The sequence below is a fragment of the Methanosaeta sp. UBA458 genome, assembly GCF_002496085.1.
In the GTDB taxonomy this organism is placed as follows: domain Archaea; phylum Halobacteriota; class Methanosarcinia; order Methanotrichales; family Methanotrichaceae; genus Methanothrix; species Methanothrix soehngenii.
Genome location: NZ_DAIK01000048.1, coordinates 1 through 20,230, shown reverse-complemented (window position 1 = coordinate 20,230; position 20,230 = coordinate 1). Strand labels below are relative to the sequence as shown.

Sequence of the window (20,230 nt, the reverse complement as noted above, 5' to 3'; positions counted from 1 at the left end):
TCATAGGCGAGAGGGGAGTGCTTCTCTCCGGAGGAGAACGGCAGAGAATCGCCATTGCCCGCGCCCTTCTCAAGGGGGCACCGATTCTCCTCCTGGATGAGCCGACCTCCAGCATCGATGCCGAGAACGAAGAGGACATCCAGAAGGCCCTCGGCCGTCTGCAGGCCCAGCACACTGTTATGATCATCGCCCATCGGCTGAGCACAGTCAGAAAGGCGGACTGCATTTTAGTCATGGAAATGGGGAGAATCGCCGAGTCCGGCGGCCATGAGGAGCTGCTGGCTAAAGGAGGCATCTATGCCCACCTGGTGGCGGCTCAGTCCCTGGATATGCCAGAATGCAGGGATGACGAGAATGCTCTCCCCATGAAAGTTGGCAGCAATCTCGCCGCTGTGGCGGGAGGACAGCCATGATAAGAGGCTTTCTCGATTCCAGATCGGTTTGGCGCCGGCTGATCTATCCTATTCGCCCTCATCTGGGACTGATGAGCCTGGCCGTCATATCCGAGATCTTAAGACAGGTCTCGGGAATCGGCGTTGCCGTTCTTGGTGCAGCTCTCTTCGCCCGGGCGGTGGCCGGCACGGCCATCGAGGAGCTTTATCCCTATGCTGCCGCCATGATCATCCTCGGCCTGGCCAGAGGGACCTTTGGCTATTTAGGCCCTTATCTATCTCATGTGGCGGCATTCCGCATCCTGGTCGACTTGAGGGACGAGTTCTTCTGGGCCATAGAGCCCCTCGCTCCGGCAAAGCTTGCCAGAAGGCGCACGGGCGATCTGGTCAGCACAGCAGTATCAGACATAGAATTGCTGGAGCTCTTCTTCGCCCATACAGCAGGACCAGCGGTAGTGGCTTTTATCGTCCCCATCATCGCTCTCACCGCTCTGGCAACCATCAACCTGCTTTTGGCAGAGGCATTGCTCATTTTTCTCATCCTGCTGATCCTCATGCCCAGGCTGGCTTTCTGGCTGGGCACAACTCTAGGGGAGAGGTTGAGGGGGCAGCAGGCACTTCTCAACTCCCAGGAGCTGGATACTATTCAGGGAATGAAGGCGATCCTGTCTTTCGGCTACAGCAGACAAAGAATAGAGGAGCTATCTGAAAATTCTGCCGCACTGCTGGCATTGCAGGCCAGGCAGGCAAGAAACATCGGGCTGCAAAGCGCAGCGAAGATCAGCATCGTCTCTGCAGGGATTCTTGCCGTGCTCCTATGTGCCAGCATCCTGGTCAGGCAGAATTCCCTTGCGCCAGGCTTTCTTCCCATCACCATGATCCTGGCCTCAAGCGTCTTTCTCTCCATAACCTCAGTGGTCGAGATCTCCAAGCAGCTCTCTTTGACCCGCGCTGCTGCTCGCAGACTCTTTCTTCTATTGGATGAGCAGCCAGCGGTAAGGGACGAGTCCGGTCTGGATCCGGCAGTTCCGATCGAATCCATAGAGCCATCCATTTCTCTGCAGGATGTCAGCTTCCGCTATGCTCCGGATGAGCCTTTAATCTTAAGCTCCATCAGCCTGGAGATTCCCGCAGGCTCAACAGTGGCACTGGTGGGGACGAGCGGAGCAGGAAAGAGCACAGTGATCAATCTGATGCTCCGTTTTTGGGATCCGGAAGCGGGAAGGATATTGCTCGGTGGAAGTGATCTGCGCCGCTATCCCATGATGCAGCTACGCCGTTTGTTTTCTGTGGTTTCTCAGGATGTCTTCCTCTTCAGCGATAGCATCAGAGAGAACATCCGGTTAGGCCGGCCAGAAGCTAGCGATGCCGAGGTGGAAGAGGTCGCTAGCAGGGCCCGCATTCATGATTTTATAATCACCCTGCCCCAGGGGTATGATACCCTGGTGGGAGAGAGGGGAGTTCGTCTCAGCGGCGGAGAGCGACAGAGGATCGCCATCGCCAGAGCTCTTCTTAAGGGAGCGCCCATACTTGTCCTGGATGAGGCCACCTCCAGCTTGGATGCAGAGAACGAGAGGGCAATCAAAGAGGCTCTGATGGAAAGGAGAGAGGGTCGCACCACCATCATGATCGCTCATCGGCTGAGCACTGTGGTGGATGCTGACTGGATCTTCGTCATAAATGGGGGACGGGTAGTAGAGCAGGGAAGGCATGAGGATCTCATCGCCCGGAAAGGGAGATATGCCCGGCTGGTGGAGGCGCAATCTTAGTGGAGGCACAATCTTAGTGGAGGCACACGAGATCGCAGGATAATAATATAAATATATCACTATATTATATATCGATATGACCCTTTATACCGCTCTCATAGCCACTGTGGAGATATCTCAGGTCATGATCCCACCGATCGTGATTGGATTTTTCCTGGCCAATGTCATTCGCCGCTCACCCTATTTTCGCTATCTGACCATGACAGGAAGAGGCAGATCACCGATTGTGAACTGATTGTGGCCGTTTTAGTGGGATTTATTCCCAAGGGATTGAATAGCATGCTCATCTTCTCGCTGCCAGTGGCCCTCTCCGTTCTGGGCCCTCAAACCGGCGGCCTTTACGTATGCCTGGATCTACTCGCCAACTTCTTTGTGGCTGGCATCGGCATCCTTGCCGCGAGACGATTGCTCTCAGCCAAGGCGCTGACATTGGAGTGCGAAGAAGATCCAGAACAATGGTATGGATGGGTGGCGATACTAAAAACCGGTCTTAAGGAGTGCCTATCCTCGTCCATCAACATCATCAAGGTGCTGGTCCCCACCATCTTTCTAGCCCAATTGGCCATTGAATATGTGCTGGTACTGCCCATTGTGGAGAGATACAACAGCTTGGTCGAGCCCCTTGGATTCTCATCATCCAGCCTGATAGTTCTCATGGCCAGCCTGGTCAGCCAGAGCGCTGCACTGGTGGCTTCAGGCACATTGCTTCGTGAGGGCTCTCTTTCCATCGTCAGCTGTCTTCTACTGCTGTTTATAGCCAGGTTTTTGCACCTGGGCATAGGATGCTTCAGAATTGGCGTCCCCACTAATATCTCTTATTTCCAGGGATCGTTAGGGCTTAGGATTACCGCTATGGAATACTCGTTAATCGAAGTGGCTAATATTATGATATTATTTCTGCTATTTCTATTTCTCTAATCCGCGTGCAGCCTCGTCAGGATTGCCTTTATCGAAGAGGAATTGATAAACCTCATCGAGAGGAACGAATACAAGAAGAAATGGGGCAGATCCAGAAGTGGATGACAGAGATTTAGTAACAACATTTGCGTACAAACATTTAATATGTAGCACTTAAATTCAGAATAAAGGCATATCATGTGGAGGCAGTCTGATTATGGACCACCAAGAGGGCAAATGCAGATACACTGGCATGGATAAAGAGTATACCATCGAGGACTTGGCGGCATTTCATGGCCATCTCGGGCCTTACATCGTCCTGGGCTATATGATCGGCAGATATGCCCGCAAGAACCTCTGCTCCGATCCCTTCCAGATGAAGGCAGAGGTCTTCTGCCAGGATAAGCCTCCTCAATCCTGCCTCGCCGACGGAGTGCAGATCGGCAGTGGCTGCACCCTGGGCAAGCGAAACATCCGGATCGTCCCCAGCAACGAGATCCGCTGTCATTTCGCTGCCGGGGAGAGGGAGCTGGTCATCATTCCCAGGCCGATTGCCTTTACCTCAGAGAGCGGAAAAGAGCATGACCTGCTCATCGAGCAGCTGGCTGAGAAGATGTACCGCATGGCCGATACTGATCTCTTCACTGCGGATCTGCGTCCGGATTGGGACCATGGGTGAGCGTCTTTTGAGAGCTATAGTTCTTGAGAGCATCTACACCGCATATGAGGGCGGCTCAGAGCCGGTTATCAAGGATCTTTCCCTGGAGGTTGATCGGGGGGAGTATGTGGTCATCGGCGGCCCGAACAGCGCGGGAAAGACCACCCTGCTGGAGTCGATCAACGGCCTGGTCAAGATCACCCATGGTAGGGCCTGTGTCTGCGGCCTGGATGTTCGCCGACGTGGCTTTGAGGTGAGAAGGAGGGTGGGCTATGTCATTCAGAACTTCTATTTCGATCCATTCACCCCTTTCACCGCCCAGGAGGTGGTGATGATGGGACGCTTTGGCCGTCAGGGACTGTTGAGCCGCCCGAAGGAGTCCGACTATGATGCCGTGCAGAGGGCGATAAAAACAGTAGGTATCGAGGACCTGGCACACAAAACCATAGGCACCCTCAGCGGTGGCCAGCAGCAGAAGGTGATGATCGCCCATAACATCGCCAAGGAGCCGGATCTCTTCATGCTGGATGAGCCATTCAGCAATCTCGATTTTCGGGCCAGAGAGTTCCTGCAGGATGTGTTCAAGGGGATGGTGCAGCAGGGGGTCCCCATCCTCATGGTGGCTCATGCATTCGATGGACTCCCCGACATTCCCATTCATCTAGTTGTCATGAACCGGGGCAGGATCACCGGCGACCTGAGCTGCCAGGCGGGGGAGGTGGAGGAGATAATCAGAAAGGAGTGCGAGGTCAAGGAAAGATGCTCGAGTGGCTGATAGAGAACAATGTGGTCTGCCATGCCCTGGAGGCGATGATCTTTGCCTCCGTCGCCTGCAGCATCCTGGGGGTGATCATCTCCAGGATGAGCCTCTCCTCAATTGGCTTTACCATGTCCCATGCTGCCTTTGCCGGTGCGGCTCTGGGCATGTTCCTGGGAGCGAATGCTCAGGTGATGGCCATCGCCTTCAGCATGGGGGTGGCAGCTCTCATCGGTCCGGTTAGCGAGAAGGCCAAGATGGCGGCTGATGCCACATTAGGCGTCCTATTCTCCCTGTCCATGGCTGTGGCCATCTTCTTGATCTCTTACATGGAATATATGGGCAAAGGGCTCTCCGCGAGCAGCCTTCTATTTGGGGATGTCATATCTTTATACCGGGAGGAGATTTATGCCCTGGCTGCCATCTGCTGCCTTTCCATCCTATTCGTTTTAGCGTTCTACAAAGAGATCTCGGCCATCATGTTCAACATGAAGATAGCCGAGTCAGCCGGGGTCCGGGTTAAGCTCATATATTACGTACTATTATTCATTATTGCCCTATCCGTGGCGCTCAGCCTCAACATTGTGGGCGGCCTCTTGATATTCGTATTGCTGGTGACGCCTGCATCCATAGCTGGCCAGTTCTGCTTTAATGTAAAGAGCATGTTCATAGTTGCGCCGCTGGTAGCTCTCTTGGTGAGCGCCTTTGGCGTCTGGGCGGGTTTTGAGTTTACGCTGCCCGTCGCTCCTCTGGTGGCCCTGCTGCTCACAGGCGTATTTGCAATATCCGTAATGCTGTCTTTTAAGAGAAGGATAAATACCAAAATACATTGATGATTAAAGCTCTCGGCGGTGGTAATAGTCAAGGAAAGATTGTCAATCAGGCAAATAGGATCCCTCCTGGCAAATGCCGTGAATATGAAGACCAGTCCGGTATGCGTGTACGGCTCGGATCAGGTACCGGAAAATGCTGTCCGGTCCTCTTCGTTCAGCGATTGCCTTGCCTGCAAAACAGGATGGAAAGCATCTGAAAGAGAACGAAAATATCGCATGCGAGACCTACAAGGCAGTAGGTGAGATCAAAACCCTGGGCAGGTATGTGGTGATGAGGCGCTGCGATGATTTCCAGGAGGACCCTGGCGTAAAATGCATAGTATGTTTTGCCAGCGGCGAGCAGATCAGGGATTTATGTGCACTGGCTCATTTCGGCAGCCATAACGTTTTTAATTTAATATCGGTTCCCTGGGGCCCGGCTTGCGCTACCCTGGTTACCTATCCTGCGGGCATGGCGGAAAATGCTTCTCTGTCTCAGATATCCATCGGTCCAACGATCCTTCCGCCAGGGGTTGGCTGCCCGAAAACTGCCTGGCCATGGGAATCCCGGCAGAGATCGCCCGGAAGATGGCCAATGATGTAGTGAGGTCGTTTTTGGCTAAAATAGATAATGTCTCTTGATTCGTTATATTTAATACGAACTTACAAAGATAATCAAGTCAATAGTAGTAAAACTTAAATATTTAGTATTACTAATTCCAATTATGAGAATTCAATCATCCAACTTAGCCATACTGATGCTGGCGATCTTTTTGATCGTTCCTGCTGGTGCAGAAACGGCACCGTCAACTCTCAAGATCGTCTGCACCACCAGTGTATTGATGGATCCGGCAACCTATATCGGCGGAGATAGGGTGGAGGCCATTTCCATCGCTGACCCTACCCTGTGCCCTCACCTGCAAACAGACATCATTCCAAATCGCATTCAGCTCAACATGGATTTCATCAAAGATGCTAACATGTTTATGGCGTACAACGACAGCAACGACCAAAGGTATAACATGCCGGCAATCAACGATTTCATGACGGCCAATAACTATGGGACAGCTGAATGGATGACGATATCCAACCCTTCCCGCGGATGGAACACCCCGACCAACTCCAAGCTGCTGGCTGCCGAGGTAGAAGGGTGGCTCGCAAATAAAGACCCGGCCAACAAAACCTACTACGAGCAGCGCTACAATGATTATGCAAAAAGCTTTGACGCCATCGAGCCTACAGAGTCGGAGAAGAAGCAGCTAAACCAGACGCAGGTCATAGTCATGCTCTGGCAAAAAGATCCCGTGCAAAACTGGCTGGGCATGAATGTGGTCAACTTCTTTGCGCCCGAGTTCGCTCTGAATGGAACCAAGACCGCGGCCAGAGTGGTGGACGACATCAATGCCAATCCTGAGAAATACCAGAATGTGAAATATATCATAGAGAATATGCAGTCCGGGGAGCTGGCCAAGGGAATTGAAGAGTCCTTGAAGGATAAGGGAATCGATGCAGAGCGAGTGATCTTCACCAACTTCCCTGGATCGGTTGAGGGTGCAGACACGATGGCAGAGGTTCTAAACCACAATAAGCAGATCGTGCTCTAGGCCGGCAGGCTCATTTTTCTTTTTTCTGGATTTTATTGGAGTACAAGACGACAAAAGCTTTGATATTACTACAATCGAAATGCTTATTACTTAATAATACAAATTACTATTAATTCTCCAACCATAGAGAGAATTGCTTTCTTGGGAAAATGGTGAGTGGGATGACATTTGAAAAAGGATCTGATTTGGCCTTTGAAAAGCACCCCAATAGAGCTTTAAGCATTCTCATTGCCGAGGATGACCCGGCAAATCAGCTGGTCGCCTTGCGGATGCTAAAGACGCTGGGGTATAATGCCGATACAGTAGACAATGGCCTCGAAGCTTTGATTGCCATGGAAAGCCGCTCTTACAATCTGGTGCTCATGGACATTCAGATGCCAGAGATGGATGGATTGCAGGCGGCTAGAATCATCCGGAAACGCTGGCCAGAGGGCCCCAGGATCATCTTTGTAACTGGCTGCACCAGCCGCAGAGATGAATGCATCAGCGAGGGAGGAGATGGCTTTATCTCTAAGCCGATAAGCTTGCACCAACTGCAGGAGGCGATTGATGATAAGGCATGTTGATGTCCTAACCTCGTTCAACATTTTCAGGGTATTCGAGCAACATCCTCGAGCAACGTCTTCGATCTCATCTACAGCTCCAACGCCTTTTGAGATCTCTCCGGCTCCATCGATATCATTACAAATCCAAGCACGCTGGCGCAGATCATGAGCCCCGGCGGTAGACGAACATTTACGTTGATATCCTCCACCTGATTGGTGGTGCCAATGACAAGCTTCTCTATGGCGTAGTTGTCCGATCGCTCCTCGCCCTGAACCATGGGCAATCCCGATAGCAATAGGCAAAAGATGAGCGATAGATTTGAGATCGAATGCTTTTTTGCTTCCATAATATCCATCCTGTGTTTGTGATACTTAATGGCTCCATTAGATATAAATGTATTATTAATTGTTCTTGATGTTGTTGAAAAGTACATTTTCTGATAATTCTCTGAAAATTCAAAATCTGAGCAAATCCATCAGCATGCAAATAGCAACCACACTCCTCTATAATTCTACCAAATCTATCATTACTTTAGAAAATATCTTATACTAGTAAGGTATAATATTATATCATGCTAAAAAGTAATGAAAATATCGGATCAAGCAGATCAGTCCGCTCAGAGATAAGGTACTTCGACGACGAACTCAATCCTGTCTCCAGGGATAAAGCCACCTGGGCAGTCTTCCGAGAGGTGGATGATAAAGGAAACCTCCTCTTCGAAGCGCAGGGATTCATCGACTAGCCCTGCAGGGGGAGCTTCTGATCCAAAATGCAATTATTAATAAAAAAGCTAATTTTTCATAATATCTTTCAATCTCATTAGCCAACTTATCATTTTCAGACCTAATGTGAATTGGGCAAAGGATTTATTAACCGAATCCCAATAGCATAGATGTATGTATGATCTATCAATAAAACTGAGCTATTTAATATTATAAAGTGTCATCTAATGGCATCAGACCTGCTAGTCAGTGATTGAGATGGTTTCCGATCGGGGTAAAGGAGGTTAAGAGACGATTATGGATGCAAAGGAGAGCATTTCGCAATACTGGGATTGGAGAAGCCGGAGCTATACCAACGGCAGTCATGGATTTGAAGAGGAGGAGAAGGCCGTCTGGAAGATGGAGTTAGAGCCATTCCTCCAGGGGGGGAGATACAAGAGAGTCCTGGATGTGGGGACCGGTCCCGGATTTATGGCCTTGATACTGGCGGAGATGGGGCTTGATGTGACCGGTGTCGACATCTCCTCCGGGATGATAGAAAAAGCGAGGCAGAACGCCCAATCGATGGGCTTGCAGGTGGACTTTCGCCATGCAGATGGCGAGCGGCTTTCTTTCGATAGTGAGAGCTTCGACCTCCTGGTGAACAGGCACCTGCTCTGGACCCTTCCCCATCCCCTGGCGGCGGTGAGAGAATGGTCTCGGGTTCTGAAGGACGGGGGCCGCATCCTGGCCATCGACGGGGCCTGGTTTGATCCCTCTCTAAATGCCCAGATCCGCAGGGGCATATCCAGTGCTGCTGCTAAAATCTGCTCGAGGAAGGCCCCATCTCTTAAATCCAAATTCCTAGACCACTACCAATCGATAAAAAAGGAGCTCCCACTCTTCAGCCAATCCAAACCGGAGAGGATCTGCAATGTCTTCGAAGAGGCGGGCCTTTTCAATGTCTCATTCAGGCATCTGGAAGAGGTGCAGAAGCTCCAGAATAAAAGGGGCTCTGTCTTGAGCAGATTGGAGTATCATGAGCCCACATTTGTGGTGGTGGGCGATGTGGCCAAGAGAGTCCGATGATGCGCTTCATTGTCCTTGCCTCACCATTTCCTTTTATCCCTATCTGCAACCAGAGTAGAGAATCAATGCCTTTCGACTCAAAAAAGGGGATCCAATGGGAAAGGATGGCTCTTAAAGCCCTAAAAATTCATCACAGTATTTATTAACTCGATGTATTATCGTATGAAAAAGTGACTGCTGAATTCATGTATTATCCCGTGCGAGGTATAAAATAATGGAGCCGAACCGCTTAATTTGGATTTTGATCTATGCTCTCGTGATATTATCTCCTACTAATGCTGCTGATTTCGTCCTGGAGATCTATGGCAATGCCAATATGGATGAGCATCTGGACCAGGCCGACCTGGACTATATCAGGGATATCGCAGCGGGCAAAACCGAGCCCACCAAGCTTGCCGATGCAAACTATGACGGCGATGTTGATGAAGAGGATATAGAGCAGGTCCAAGCCATACTGGATGGCAGAGAGACTCGGATCACCTATATAGACATCCTGGGTGAGGCAGAGACGTTGAATAAGCCCATAAAGCGCCTGGTGAATATGGGTTACAATGGGGTGGAGATGACCAGAATCCTGGGTGCAGAAGACCTCCTTGTAGCCTATGGTGCAGATAGATCGGCGCATAAGACATATCTTCCAGAACTATCCGACCTTCCTTCAGTCTCTCCAGACGAAGGAGCCCAAGCCGAAAATGCTGACTTTGAGAGGATAATTATGCTGAAGACCGATGCTCTCCAGACCAATATAGAGAGAGGATCTTCTTCAACCGCGGGCCGGGCACAGAAGGATATATTCAAGAAAAACCTCCCCGATGTACCTCTGATCTCTCTCAATATGCGTGAGCTTGATGTTCTGGTGAAGAACGTCCGCACCTACGGTTACCTTATAGATCATGAGAAAGAGGCAGAGCAGTTCATAAAATGGTATACTGAATACTACAACCTGTTTGAAAGCCGGACCAAAGACATTCCTGAGGAAGAGAGGCCAACGGCGTTCTTCGAGTACGCATCCGAGCCCTATAATTGTTATGCTTCAGGCAGCAATCTGGGCCAGGTTCTGGTCTTAGCCGGGGGGAAAAACATCATCGATGGGGCAGTGGGTCCAGATGATCCTCAGTACAAAGGCATGATCGCTGCGGATCCAGAGTTCATCGTCAAAGAAAACCCCAAATATATTTTTGAGGCAGTGGCAAGCTGGGGCGATGGCGGATATGAGACAGATGATCTCTCCAAGATGACCGCCTCAAGAGATCAAGTCCTAAATCGAAGTGAGCTGGTTAATGTCGATGCGGTAAAGGAGAATCAGGTATACTGTCTGGACTACTTCCTGCTCATCGGCGCGGGGAACAACATCATAGGCACTGCATACCTGGCCAAGCTCTTTTACCCCGATCTATTCGAGGATATAGATCCCGTGGCCATACATCAGGAATATGTGGACCGTTTCTGCCGCATAGACTTCAATGTCGAAGAAAAGGGTGCATTCCTCTATCCTCCGTATGATCGCTGGCCGGTGGAGGCCTGAGGATATGATAGTCTTGCCGCTTTCGATCTACCTTTCCAGGAGCCGGGGATGAAAGAGAGGATAACCAGACACTGGGACGGGAGGGCAAAGGCCTACGATGAGAACGTCAGGCAGGTCATATACTCCTCCAGGGAGAGGCGCATATGGCAGAAGATCTTCAGCGTAGCTATAGGCAGCGCCCCCCTCCGGATTCTTGACGTGGGCACGGGACCGGGAATTGTGTCCAATCTTCTCTCCGAGCTGGGTCATGATGTCACAGGCATTGATGCCTCGGAGGGAATGCTGAAGAAGGCCCAGTCGAACTCGGAAGCTCTGCGCAATCCAATGCATCTAATCCAGGGAGATGGCGAAGTTCTGCCCTTTGATGATAGCTCCTTCGATGCTGTGGTCAACAGGTATGTTCTCTGGACCCTTCCCCAGCCGGAAAAGGCAATTGCTGAATGGCAGAGGGTTCTGCGGCCGGGCGGGAGGCTGGTGATCGTAGATGGCACCTGGTTTGATGAAAGAGATAGGACGGCATGCAGGCAGCTGTGGCGCAGTCTCTCTCTGATCCTGATCATGCTCACCGAGAGGAGGATGCCATGCTACCAGGAGATGGATAAAACGATAAAAAGGGACCTGTGGTCCTGCAATATGAAGCGGCCTGACCATGATATAGAGATGCTCACCAGACTCGGTTTCAGGGATGTTCAGCTTAGAGATAACCTCAACCGAAAGCTGCTATTAACCCTCAACCATCTGAAGCATGGATACGGCGGCAGGCAGTTCCTGGTCACCGGGGTTAAGTGAAGCCTCAGCTTTTTTTGCCAGAATAAGCTATCATGTCATTTGATCTTCTTCTGATGAATTTGCTCCTGGCAGGCAATGGCTATGCCTCCAAGCTAAGGCGCTTCAGCCCCAATGCGAGAAAGTATCTGCTCTTCGTCTTCCTGACCACTCTAAATGCGGGGATATATGGGGTCATATTCAATCTCTACATCCTGCGACTGGGCTTCGGAGAGGATTTTCTGGGGCTGATCCTATCTATCTCCGCCACCTCCATGGGACTCTTTTCCATACCTGCAGCCTTTGTCTGTGATCGCCTGGGCAGAAAGAGGACGTTGCTTCTCTCTTCAGTTCTCAGCGCTATATCGCTCTTCTTTCTCTATAATACCACAACACCGGAGCTATTGGTGCTATTCAGCCTGGCATCCGGGATGGCATCCGCCCTGGGCCTGGTGACCGGATCGACCTTCCTCCTGGAAAACTCGACCAAAGAAGAGAGGATGTATCTCTTCTCCATGTCCTCGCTCATCTACACCTTTTCCCTCCTATCAGGAAACATGTTGGGCGGATTTCTGCCCGATATCCTGGCAGATCTCATCTCTGCCCAGTCTGGCAGCGCCATATCCTATCGGTTAACTCTCTATGTGTCATTGGTTGCCACTATGGCATCGCTGCTGCCCCTGGCATATGTCGCTGAGAAGAATTCGGAAGAGAATAATGGCATCAGAGGCCAGCTTAACATCTATCGATCTATATTCAAGTCCAAGGTCATAAGGCAAATGACCCTATTTTATTGCCTGTATGGGGTAGGATGGGGTACATCCCTTCCCTATTTCAATGTATACTTTGATACGGTTCTCGGTGCCAGTGCCAACCAGATCGGCATCATCTTCTCCGTCTCGCAGGTCTTCATGATTCTCGGATATTTTCTAGTCCCCGTTCTCACCGAAAGGACGGGGAAGGTCCGGCTGGTCGCCATTGTGCAGATCTTATCGATACCATTTTTGCTGATGTTTGTCCTCACCAATAACCTGCTCATTGCCGTGGTTGGATTTGTGATGAGATATATGATCATGAATATGGCAAATCCCATCCTGAATAGCTTCAAGCTGGAGATCGTTCAGCCTGAGGAGAGGTCGATGATAAACAGCATAATGTGGATGGCCTGCTACACCTTTGTAGGAATTGGAAACTATGTCGGCGGCCTTATGATGGCTAAAGGCGATAGCCGCATGCCTTTTATGGTCACTGGCTTGTTCTATGCGGCAACAGCTGTATTTTATTATATATGCTTTAATAAGCTGGAAGAAATTATAAAGACATGACGCATCCCATCGCAAAAGAGTTGGACATAAATATTACTTATATTAGAATTGATCTTATTTAATGCTATAATACCGAAATCCTTATTTAATATATACACCCATCCAGAAAGCTTAATCACATGAATGCTGTGAGGTGGCCAGAAAAGCGGCTCATTGATCAGCATATTCGATATTCACATGAGTGGCTTACAGAGGTATTGCAGCACTAAAAAAAAGAGCACCAATTGAAGAATATGGTTGGAATTAGAAATGATGAATTATGGGCATTCTATGAGCAGAGGGCCTCAATTCTCGAAGAGAATAATCCAGAGGGCAGCAATCGTTGAAGTTGCCCTATTCCTGGTCAGCCTCTTCGTGGGCATCTCTGCAGCAGATGATGAAACGCTGAAGGTGGCATCGCCCTGGGAGCCAAAATCGCTTGATCCCATTGTATATCAATTGAGCGTGGACGTTTCTGAGCCGCTTCTGAGTGTGGACTCAGAGGGAAAACTATCGCCAATGCTTGCCCAGTCATGGGATGTATCCGAGGACGGCAGAACATGGACATTTCACTTAAGAGAAGGAGTCAGCTTCCATGATGGAACGCCTTTTAATGCAGAAGCTGCGAAGCTGAGCTTGGAGAGGACCTTCAGAAGATCGGCAGAATATTCTTCCATCAAGGCATTTCCAGTGGAGTCAGTCACAGCGCCTGATGAGTACACCCTGGTGATAACCACCAGCAGGCCATTTGCTCCCCTGGCAGGATACCTGACCAAGGATGCAACTGAGATACTGGCGGCATCATCCTTCGACAGCAATGATGAGGTCGTAGAGCCCATAGGCACCGGCCCCTTCAAGTTCGACTCCTGGGTGCCAAAGGAGAGCATGACAGGTGTTCGATTTGAAGACTATTGGGGCTCCAAAGCAAAGGTGGAGAAGGTGGTATTTTCAAACGTCCCTGAAGAGAAGACCAGGGAGAGCATGCTGAGAGCAGGCGAGGTGGACATAATTGGCACTATCTCTCCTGCTCTGGCCAAGAAGCTGGCCGAGGACTCCAGCTTCAAAGTCTACGAGCAAGAGGAGATGGGCAGAGTACGCCATCTACTGCTGAATGTAGCTAATCCGCCCCTGGATGATGTTCTGGTGCGTCAAGCGATAAGCATGGCAATAGACCGCGATCTGATCTGCGATTCCCTCCTGGAGGGCATGGATCAGACGGCATCAGCTCCTTTCTCATCCAATCTCTACTGGTCAAACGATAACCTCGAAACCCCATCATATGACCCAGAGGAGGCAATTGCACTCCTGGAAGAGGCCGGCTGGTCGGACAGCGATAACGATGGCATCATGGATAAGGATGGGGAGGATCTCAAATTATCTCTGTTCACCTATCCGAGCAGGCCGGAGCTTCCAAGCATTGCAGAGGCGTTGAAAGATCAGCTGGGCCAGGTGGGAATCGATATAGAGATCACCATTCTCGATGACTCTGCAGTGAGAGAACAGGCCAAAGGAGGGAAGGTGGATATCTATCTGGTCTCCGTCAATACTCTCCTCAATAGAGACCCGGACACATGGGCCAGCTATTTTACTACGGAATCGTATTACTACGACTGCATGAACTATTCCCCTGATGATGTGGCCGACCTCATCGAAAAAGGAAGGGAGACCATGGACCAGGAGGCGAGGAAGGAGATCTACGACCAGCTTCAAGAGAGGATACTGAAGGATGTTCCTGTGGTATATCTGACCTACTACACGGGCATTTCCGCCTCAAGCTCCGATATACAGGACTATGAGCTGAGCCTGATCGGCAGGCATCACCTGGAGAATGCCTACAAAGCCTGAATGAAAAGAAGGAGAGCGAGAGGAACAAGAGCGAGGGACGGGAGCAGGACATGTACGGGCTCATCCTGAGGCGGATTGCCGCTGCCATTCTGACCATATCTGTTCTCACCGTATTTGTCTTCGCCCTCCTCTATCTATTCCCTGGAGATCCTGCGGAGCGAATACTGCAGACCAGGATGAACGGTGAGCTTCCCACTTCCCGTGATACAGTGGAGGTCCTGAAAAAGGAGATGGGGCTGGATGCACCTCCATATCAGCTGTACCTGAACTGGGCCCGCGGGGTGTTGCATGGCGATCTGGGCTACTCTTACGTCACCAGAAGGCCGGTCATAACCATTCTCAGTGAGTCCCTCCGGGCGACCGGCGAGCTGGTGATGATCTCCATGCTGATAGTCATGTTCTTTGGGCTTGCTCTGGGCTTTCTAGCCGCCTGGAAGGAGGATTCGTGGATCGATGATATGCTCAGCTATCTTGCCATTCTGGGCATCTCCGTGCCCGGATATGTCACAGCCTTCGTCTTAATCCTCATATTTGCCATAGGCCTGCATCTGCTTCCCGTGGCGGGACGAAGCGGGCTCGATTCCATGCTCATGCCTGCAGCATCGCTCTCCTTTGGCGGAGTAGCGATGCTGATGCGCATGACCCGATACGATATCCTGGAAGAGTCAAGGCAAGACTACGTCCTGGCAGCGAAAGCGAAAGGCCTGGGCGAAGCACGGGTGTTTTTCGGGCATATATTCAGGAATTCCCTCCCCCCGTTGGTCACTTACCTCGGGCTGGAGTTGGGAGGCCTATTCGGCGGGGCGGTGATTGTGGAGAACATTTTTGCCTGGCCGGGAATCGGCCGGCTCCTGGTGGACTCGGTCCAGTCAGGAGACGTCCCATTGGTTCAGGCCAGCGTCCTCTTAATCGGGGTGATATTCATCCTCATAAATATCATCGTCGATCTGCTCTATACCTATATCGACCCCAGAATAGATCCGGAGGGCGTTTTATAGGCATGGCCCAGCGAGATCTCCTGAAAGAGGGTATCCCTGGAAACAAGAAGATACTCATAGGCTCTGCGATCATTGGGACGGTACTGATCATAGCTCTTTTTGCACCACTGATCGCCCCTCATGATCCCGAAGCGATAGATCTGAGAAACAGGATCGCTCCCTGGACGCTTGAGCATCCTCTCGGAACCGATTACATGGGCCGATGTCTCTTGAGCATGCTAGTGTATGGGCTGAGGCTCTCTCTCTTCATCGCTGCTGTGGTCCTCTTGATAAGAGTGGCATTGGGCACTGCTCTGGGGATGATGGCCGGATACTTCGGAGGCACTGCCGACCGGCTGATCTGCAGGATCATCGACTTCGAGCTCGTCTTCCCGGACATCGTCCTCGCCCTGGTGCTGGTCGGAACCCTGGGGCCGGGAGTGCCAAACCTGATATTGGCGTTGTCCATAGTTGGCTGGTCGAAGTACGCCAGAGTCATACGCAGCACTGTGATCTCAGTCAAGGAGAAGGGATTCGTCGAGAGCGCCCGAGCACTGGGTGCAAGCGAGAGCTACATCATGGGAAGACATATACTGCCCAACACCATCGCTCCCCTGATACCGATGATCACCTTAGGGCTTGGTGGCCTTCTTCTCAGCGTGAGCGGATTGAGCTTCATCGGTCTGGGGGTGGAGGCGGGAACCCCCGAGCTGGGGATGATGATCAAGAACGGATTTGGCGTCTTCCCAGGCCACCCCCATCTGGTTCTTGTACCCTCTGCATTGATAATCGTCTGCGTGACCGGTTTTACTCTGATCGGTGATGGCCTGCGTGATCAGCTGGACCCAAGAAAAGGCAATCCATTCAATCTATCCTAGCAGCGAATTGCGGCCAAGGAATGCATAAAATAGGAATGCTGTCAGGGCATAGAGTGCGCCGGTTATCAGGAACGGCATCTGGTTATGCCCCCCGGCCATCATAATTACTCCGGCATATGTCCCTGCCCCCACAAACAGGTAGCATGCCGTCCAGGTAAGGCTGTTGATTATCGGCCTCTCCTCAGGCGGGACGATCTCTCCAAGATGATCGCATCAAGAGATCAAGTCCTCGATCGAAGCGAACTGGCCAATGTCGATGTGGTAAAGGACAATCAGGTGTGCACTCCGTGCATTCCAATATCTTTAAATATTTAGAATATAATTGTGTTTCGTATTGATAATCAGGAGGTATGCTACTGAAATGGAATGTATTAATGGTATGCATACTACTTTCTTGTATGCATGTCGTAATGTCTGTTCAAGGTAATGAGAATCAAGGTGCAGAAACAGAACTCGAACTACAAGAGAGTCAGTCTAACACTGAGGTTGTTCCTTTGCCAAATAATAGCGTCGCTTTGAATCAGTCAACATCGACACCGATTGGTTTGGAAAGGACTGCAAGGAATAACAGTAGTCTTATTGAAAATGATACAAAATGTGAGCAAAGGACAAACTGCAGTGATCGAGAAAAAGGAGCCCTTGATGATGAAGTTAGTTGGCACATAATATCCTGTGCCACTATATATTCAGGTACATGCCAATATTCCAATAACTGTTATGTTGATGGGCATTGTCCCAATTGTTTTAGCTATTCAAGCTCGCATGTATGCTGTTTGTATGGACATTGGGATAGCTCAGGTTTGCATTGTTATGCTTAGTTACCTGCTAGGAGGAAATCAGTTATGAACGTAAAATTGCTGGCATTAGCAATATTCTTAATCACATTAGGGGAAGTATATGGACAGGCGGATGAGCTTGAACACGCAGTTATGGGGGATGTGGATCTGCGATCAGGCTACGGGCGGGTTTGGACTAGCATTTACGGCGTTGAACTGGTATCTCTGCCTTCATATAATGATACTTTACAGCAGTTGATAGACAATGCTGTAGATGGTGATACCATCGAATTACAGCCAGGCTGGTATATATCTGACCAGAATTCTTCGGGATTTCTTGTAGAGATTGATAAGAACCTGACCCTGAAAGGACAAGGGATGGTAATCATAGACGGTCGAAGATTGCGCAGTGCATTGGCCATAGGTAAAAGCAATCCACAAGTAAAAGTAAAACTATCTAATATCAAATTGATAAACTGCAAAGGTGAGACTGGCGCGGCTATACTCAACCATGGCAAAATGCTGATCTTGGATGATTGCCTATTAGGTAACAATATAGCATACAATGGTTCAAGTATTTACAATAAATACGGTGAAGTGTGGATAAATGACAGCTTAGTAACGAATAACTTCGCTATGCATGATGGTACAGTGGTTAACGAGGGAGGAAAATTGATCGTGGAAAACAGCACATTTTCCCAAAATATAGCATCTATGGGAAGTGGCATCTCCAGTAAGGGAGCCGTGCTGCGAAAAGATAGCTATGACCTGCAGAAGATCCGTGAAGAATACAGGAATGATTTCGGGAGTGGCATGCAGGTGATCGTGAGAAATTGCACCATTTCATACAACCGTGGAGATACAGGAGGTGCCATCAGTAATGAAGGCGGCAGTCTTATAATAGATTCGACATCCTTCGAATCCAATAGAGGATCTGGGGGCGCGATTTACGCCTTTAATTGCCCATTAATAGCCACGGGCTGCAAAATTCTGAACAGTAAGATGGCGGATAACTGTTTTAACGCCGGTATTGGAGCCAGCGTTTTCATCTTCGGACAAAATGCGCTTATTGAGAATTGTTCCCTTCTCGATAACGAAGCCATGGTTGAGAATTTGCATGAAACATGTGGGACTGGCGGCGGTATTTATGCTTCAGAATCGAATGTGACTGTGGATAACTGTGATATACGACGCAACAAGGCATTTTACGGAGGAGGCATAAATGTATTTAAAGGCAATTTAATCGTAAATGGCGGAATAATCTCAGATAACGTAGCTAAAAGTATTAAATTGCCTGAAAGAATAACATTAACTTCTGTAAGCTTATCTAAATGCACCGAAACGGACTGTGAACGAGTTGATCTAACCGACAGCATTCCTGATACTATTGGCGGAGATGGCGGCGGCATTTTTATCATCGGTAACGCCACATTGAACGATGTTACAATTGAAAGGAATTACGCTGCCAGAAAAGGAGGTGCGATCTACATAGATGAAGGAAGCCAAATAAGGCTGGATGGCAAAGTAACCATCATCGATAACCAGGCAAAAGAAAAGGGTGGAGCAATTTATAACCGAGGCACGCTCGACCTGAGAAACGCTATAATCTCAAATAACTGTGCAAAAGAAGGTGGTGGTATTTTCATAGAACCGCTTGGTAATCAGGTGGGTAATACGGGCCTGGCAACTAATAATACTCCAGATAACATCTATTCGCCCGCAGAAGTTGAATAAATGAATAATGTATCTCAGCCAATAGGCTGGGATGCAAACCATTTTTCCTTGCAGAAACCAAAGAAGAAGTCACCGCTTGAGCCATGCATTGTGCTGGCTAGGGGAAGGATCAGCATCGATGAGGAGCTATAGAGACGGATGAGATGCAGATAAAATAGCATAGTAGAGACGCAGCGGAGTGAACCCTTGATAGTAGACAGGTAGTTAAGCAACGGCATTTAAAGCAATCACTAATTCGAACTGATCCGGAGATCTATACTGAACGTAGCCGCCTGGATATCTGAGAATGGTTCTAAACCTGTTCCTCCAGAAAAGGGTATAAAAATACCCCTTTAGGCTCTGTCTCTGTGCTATAAAAGGCCAGGTACTCTCTCAGTAGCTCATCCGGTTTTATCTCTTCGAACTCCTCCGGATGAAGCAGCTTTCCCAGGTACGCTGCACCTATTGGATTCAATCCTCCACCTCCCACCAGAAAGTTGTCGATATAATACACGTTGCCATTCTTGATGGCATCCAGCTCGGAGAACTCCGTCTGATTCGATATGGCCTGGACGGATTCTGCTGCGCCGGATACGTCCTCGGTCTCAAAGCCTGCATTGCTATTTGGATTCAAATAAGATGTGAATATATACTCTGGATTCTGCTCCATCACCCATTCAGGCTCCACATCGACGCTGGTCTTGCCGTAAAAGGGACTATCTTCCTTCACTATTTTGTCTATTAGGTTTCTTGCCCCGGCCAGCTTGAGCGATTGATCATATCTGCTGCCTCCTGCAGTGTATTTTGTGCCCAACTCATGGGAGTTGAAGAGGACCTCAGGCTTATCCTCTTCAGGGATCTGATCGGATATCCTCTTTATCCTATTGTAAGTCTCTTGATGCCAGGCGGCAAAATCTCTTGCCTTCTCTTCTTCATCAAAGATATATCCATAGATCAGGACAGTTGCAGATGTATGCTCCGGCTCGCGCGCATTAAGACAGATCAATGGAATTCCAGGAAGATTCCTGTGGAACTCCTCTTTCATCTTTCTGCCTGCATCATTTGCATAGTTCAAAAATTCCAGATTCGTCTGAACGGCATCTGGCGAAAGGGAGAGAACATGCTCAAAGTCAACATCGGGCGGAGTATTCCCTACCGAATGCCATTGGCTTATCTCTCCCCAAAATACTGGATAATTGGAATAATCAGGTCCAACCACAGG

At 49.6% G+C, this 20,230-nt stretch carries 21 protein-coding genes and 1 pseudogene; 20 read left to right on the top strand and 2 right to left on the bottom strand.

The features are described 5' to 3' along the window. The 11 genes and pseudogenes from BP822_RS03245 to BP822_RS03200 all read left to right on the top strand — a co-directional run. Positions 1-413 (top strand): ATP-binding cassette domain-containing protein (locus BP822_RS03245; RefSeq protein ID WP_286877733.1); only part of this gene is annotated, 413 nt, incomplete at its 5' end. Beyond that, entirely contained in the window at positions 410-2,161 is a 1,752-nt protein-coding gene (gene cydC, locus BP822_RS03240; RefSeq protein WP_273278288.1) for a thiol reductant ABC exporter subunit CydC, read from the top strand. The genes BP822_RS03245 and cydC, both read left to right, overlap by 4 nt. Before the next feature lie 76 nt (positions 2,162-2,237). Beyond that, positions 2,238-2,396 carry a hypothetical protein gene (locus BP822_RS03235; RefSeq protein ID WP_157863756.1) on the top strand — a complete coding sequence of 53 codons (159 nt, stop codon included), beginning with the start codon at positions 2,238-2,240 and terminating at the stop codon, positions 2,394-2,396. Positions 2,397-2,398: 2 nt separating this feature from the next. Beyond that, positions 2,399-3,079 (top strand): hypothetical protein, encoded by a 681-nt coding sequence (locus tag BP822_RS03230; RefSeq protein WP_048132244.1) that lies wholly within the window; start codon positions 2,399-2,401, stop codon positions 3,077-3,079. Between the two features lie 196 nt (positions 3,080-3,275). Beyond that, entirely contained in the window at positions 3,276-3,737 is a 462-nt protein-coding gene (locus BP822_RS03225; RefSeq protein ID WP_013719700.1) for a formylmethanofuran dehydrogenase subunit E family protein, read from the top strand. Between the two features lie 7 nt (positions 3,738-3,744). Further along, positions 3,745-4,491, top strand: a complete 747-nt coding sequence (locus BP822_RS03220; protein ID WP_013719701.1) for a metal ABC transporter ATP-binding protein — start codon at positions 3,745-3,747, stop codon at positions 4,489-4,491. Continuing rightward, positions 4,476-5,306 (top strand): metal ABC transporter permease, encoded by an 831-nt coding sequence (locus tag BP822_RS03215; RefSeq protein ID WP_273278289.1) that lies wholly within the window; start codon positions 4,476-4,478, stop codon positions 5,304-5,306. The genes BP822_RS03220 and BP822_RS03215 overlap by 16 nt, the downstream gene beginning before the upstream one ends. 133 nt (positions 5,307-5,439) lie before the next feature. Continuing rightward, positions 5,440-5,727, top strand: a pseudogene (locus tag BP822_RS12925) (hypothetical protein); the annotation flags it as partial. Continuing rightward, positions 5,727-5,927 carry a hypothetical protein gene (locus BP822_RS03210; protein ID WP_273271167.1) on the top strand — a complete coding sequence of 67 codons (201 nt, stop codon included), beginning with the start codon at positions 5,727-5,729 and terminating at the stop codon, positions 5,925-5,927. The pseudogene BP822_RS12925 and the gene BP822_RS03210, both read left to right, overlap by 1 nt. 83 nt (positions 5,928-6,010) lie before the next feature. Next, a complete protein-coding gene (locus tag BP822_RS03205) occupies positions 6,011-6,889 on the top strand; it encodes a metal ABC transporter substrate-binding protein (protein ID WP_013719704.1) in 879 nt (292 codons plus the stop codon). A gap of 161 nt (positions 6,890-7,050) precedes the next feature. Beyond that, positions 7,051-7,455, top strand: a complete 405-nt coding sequence (locus BP822_RS03200) for a response regulator (RefSeq protein ID WP_273271165.1) — start codon at positions 7,051-7,053, stop codon at positions 7,453-7,455. A gap of 68 nt (positions 7,456-7,523) precedes the next feature. On the opposite strand, the gene BP822_RS03195 is transcribed toward BP822_RS03200, so the two are convergent. Beyond that, positions 7,524-7,781: a hypothetical protein gene (locus BP822_RS03195; protein ID WP_048132248.1), complete on the bottom strand. Its 258-nt coding sequence runs from the start codon at positions 7,779-7,781 to the stop codon at positions 7,524-7,526. A gap of 225 nt (positions 7,782-8,006) precedes the next feature. On the opposite strand from BP822_RS03195, the gene BP822_RS03190 reads away from it, so the two are divergent. From BP822_RS03190 to BP822_RS03150, 9 genes are all read left to right on the top strand, one after another. Beyond that, positions 8,007-8,177: a hypothetical protein gene (locus BP822_RS03190; RefSeq protein WP_157863758.1), complete on the top strand. Its 171-nt coding sequence runs from the start codon at positions 8,007-8,009 to the stop codon at positions 8,175-8,177. A 277-nt stretch (positions 8,178-8,454) separates the two neighbouring features. Continuing rightward, positions 8,455-9,225, top strand: coding sequence for a class I SAM-dependent methyltransferase (locus BP822_RS03185; RefSeq protein ID WP_286877730.1), 771 nt, complete (start codon positions 8,455-8,457; stop codon positions 9,223-9,225). A gap of 241 nt (positions 9,226-9,466) precedes the next feature. Further along, a complete protein-coding gene (locus tag BP822_RS03180) occupies positions 9,467-10,750 on the top strand; it encodes an ABC transporter substrate-binding protein (protein WP_157863759.1) in 1,284 nt (427 codons plus the stop codon). Between the two features lie 48 nt (positions 10,751-10,798). Continuing rightward, positions 10,799-11,539, top strand: coding sequence for a class I SAM-dependent methyltransferase (locus BP822_RS03175; RefSeq protein WP_013719708.1), 741 nt, complete (start codon positions 10,799-10,801; stop codon positions 11,537-11,539). A 32-nt stretch (positions 11,540-11,571) separates the two neighbouring features. Continuing rightward, positions 11,572-12,840: an MFS transporter gene (locus tag BP822_RS03170; RefSeq protein ID WP_286877729.1), complete on the top strand. Its 1,269-nt coding sequence runs from the start codon at positions 11,572-11,574 to the stop codon at positions 12,838-12,840. A gap of 270 nt (positions 12,841-13,110) precedes the next feature. Continuing rightward, a complete protein-coding gene (locus BP822_RS03165) occupies positions 13,111-14,664 on the top strand; it encodes an ABC transporter substrate-binding protein (protein WP_276620980.1) in 1,554 nt (517 codons plus the stop codon). Positions 14,665-14,714: 50 nt separating this feature from the next. Further along, positions 14,715-15,662: an ABC transporter permease gene (locus tag BP822_RS03160; protein WP_286858743.1), complete on the top strand. Its 948-nt coding sequence runs from the start codon at positions 14,715-14,717 to the stop codon at positions 15,660-15,662. Positions 15,663-15,664: 2 nt separating this feature from the next. After that, positions 15,665-16,519 carry an ABC transporter permease gene (locus tag BP822_RS03155; RefSeq protein WP_286858742.1) on the top strand — a complete coding sequence of 285 codons (855 nt, stop codon included), beginning with the start codon at positions 15,665-15,667 and terminating at the stop codon, positions 16,517-16,519. An 842-nt stretch (positions 16,520-17,361) separates the two neighbouring features. Continuing rightward, a complete protein-coding gene (locus BP822_RS03150; protein WP_013719713.1) occupies positions 17,362-19,029 on the top strand; it encodes a hypothetical protein in 1,668 nt (555 codons plus the stop codon). A gap of 292 nt (positions 19,030-19,321) precedes the next feature. Here the strand turns inward: BP822_RS03150 and BP822_RS03145 are convergent. Continuing rightward, positions 19,322-20,230: ABC transporter substrate-binding protein (locus BP822_RS03145; RefSeq protein WP_286877727.1), on the bottom strand; the 909-nt coding region annotated here is incomplete at its 5' end.

Bases quoted from the DNA above. Each gene is read 5' to 3' on its own strand.
- cydC (WP_273278288.1), top strand. From the start codon at position 410: ATGATAAGAGGCTTTCTCGATTCCAGATCGGTTTGGCGCCGGCTGATC.
- BP822_RS03235 (WP_157863756.1), top strand. From the start codon at position 2,238: ATGACCCTTTATACCGCTCTCATAGCCACTGTGGAGATATCTCAGGTC.
- BP822_RS03225 (WP_013719700.1), top strand. From the start codon at position 3,276: ATGGACCACCAAGAGGGCAAATGCAGATACACTGGCATGGATAAAGAG.
- BP822_RS03215 (WP_273278289.1), top strand. From the start codon at position 4,476: ATGCTCGAGTGGCTGATAGAGAACAATGTGGTCTGCCATGCCCTGGAG.
- BP822_RS03205 (WP_013719704.1), top strand. From the start codon at position 6,011: ATGAGAATTCAATCATCCAACTTAGCCATACTGATGCTGGCGATCTTT.
- BP822_RS03200 (WP_273271165.1), top strand. From the start codon at position 7,051: ATGACATTTGAAAAAGGATCTGATTTGGCCTTTGAAAAGCACCCCAAT.
- BP822_RS03195 (WP_048132248.1), bottom strand. From the start codon at position 7,781: ATGGAAGCAAAAAAGCATTCGATCTCAAATCTATCGCTCATCTTTTGC.
- BP822_RS03190 (WP_157863758.1), top strand. From the start codon at position 8,007: ATGCTAAAAAGTAATGAAAATATCGGATCAAGCAGATCAGTCCGCTCA.
- BP822_RS03185 (WP_286877730.1), top strand. From the start codon at position 8,455: ATGGATGCAAAGGAGAGCATTTCGCAATACTGGGATTGGAGAAGCCGG.
- BP822_RS03175 (WP_013719708.1), top strand. From the start codon at position 10,799: ATGAAAGAGAGGATAACCAGACACTGGGACGGGAGGGCAAAGGCCTAC.
- BP822_RS03170 (WP_286877729.1), top strand. From the start codon at position 11,572: ATGTCATTTGATCTTCTTCTGATGAATTTGCTCCTGGCAGGCAATGGC.
- BP822_RS03165 (WP_276620980.1), top strand. From the start codon at position 13,111: ATGAGCAGAGGGCCTCAATTCTCGAAGAGAATAATCCAGAGGGCAGCA.
- BP822_RS03160 (WP_286858743.1), top strand. From the start codon at position 14,715: ATGTACGGGCTCATCCTGAGGCGGATTGCCGCTGCCATTCTGACCATA.
- BP822_RS03155 (WP_286858742.1), top strand. From the start codon at position 15,665: ATGGCCCAGCGAGATCTCCTGAAAGAGGGTATCCCTGGAAACAAGAAG.
- BP822_RS03150 (WP_013719713.1), top strand. From the start codon at position 17,362: ATGAACGTAAAATTGCTGGCATTAGCAATATTCTTAATCACATTAGGG.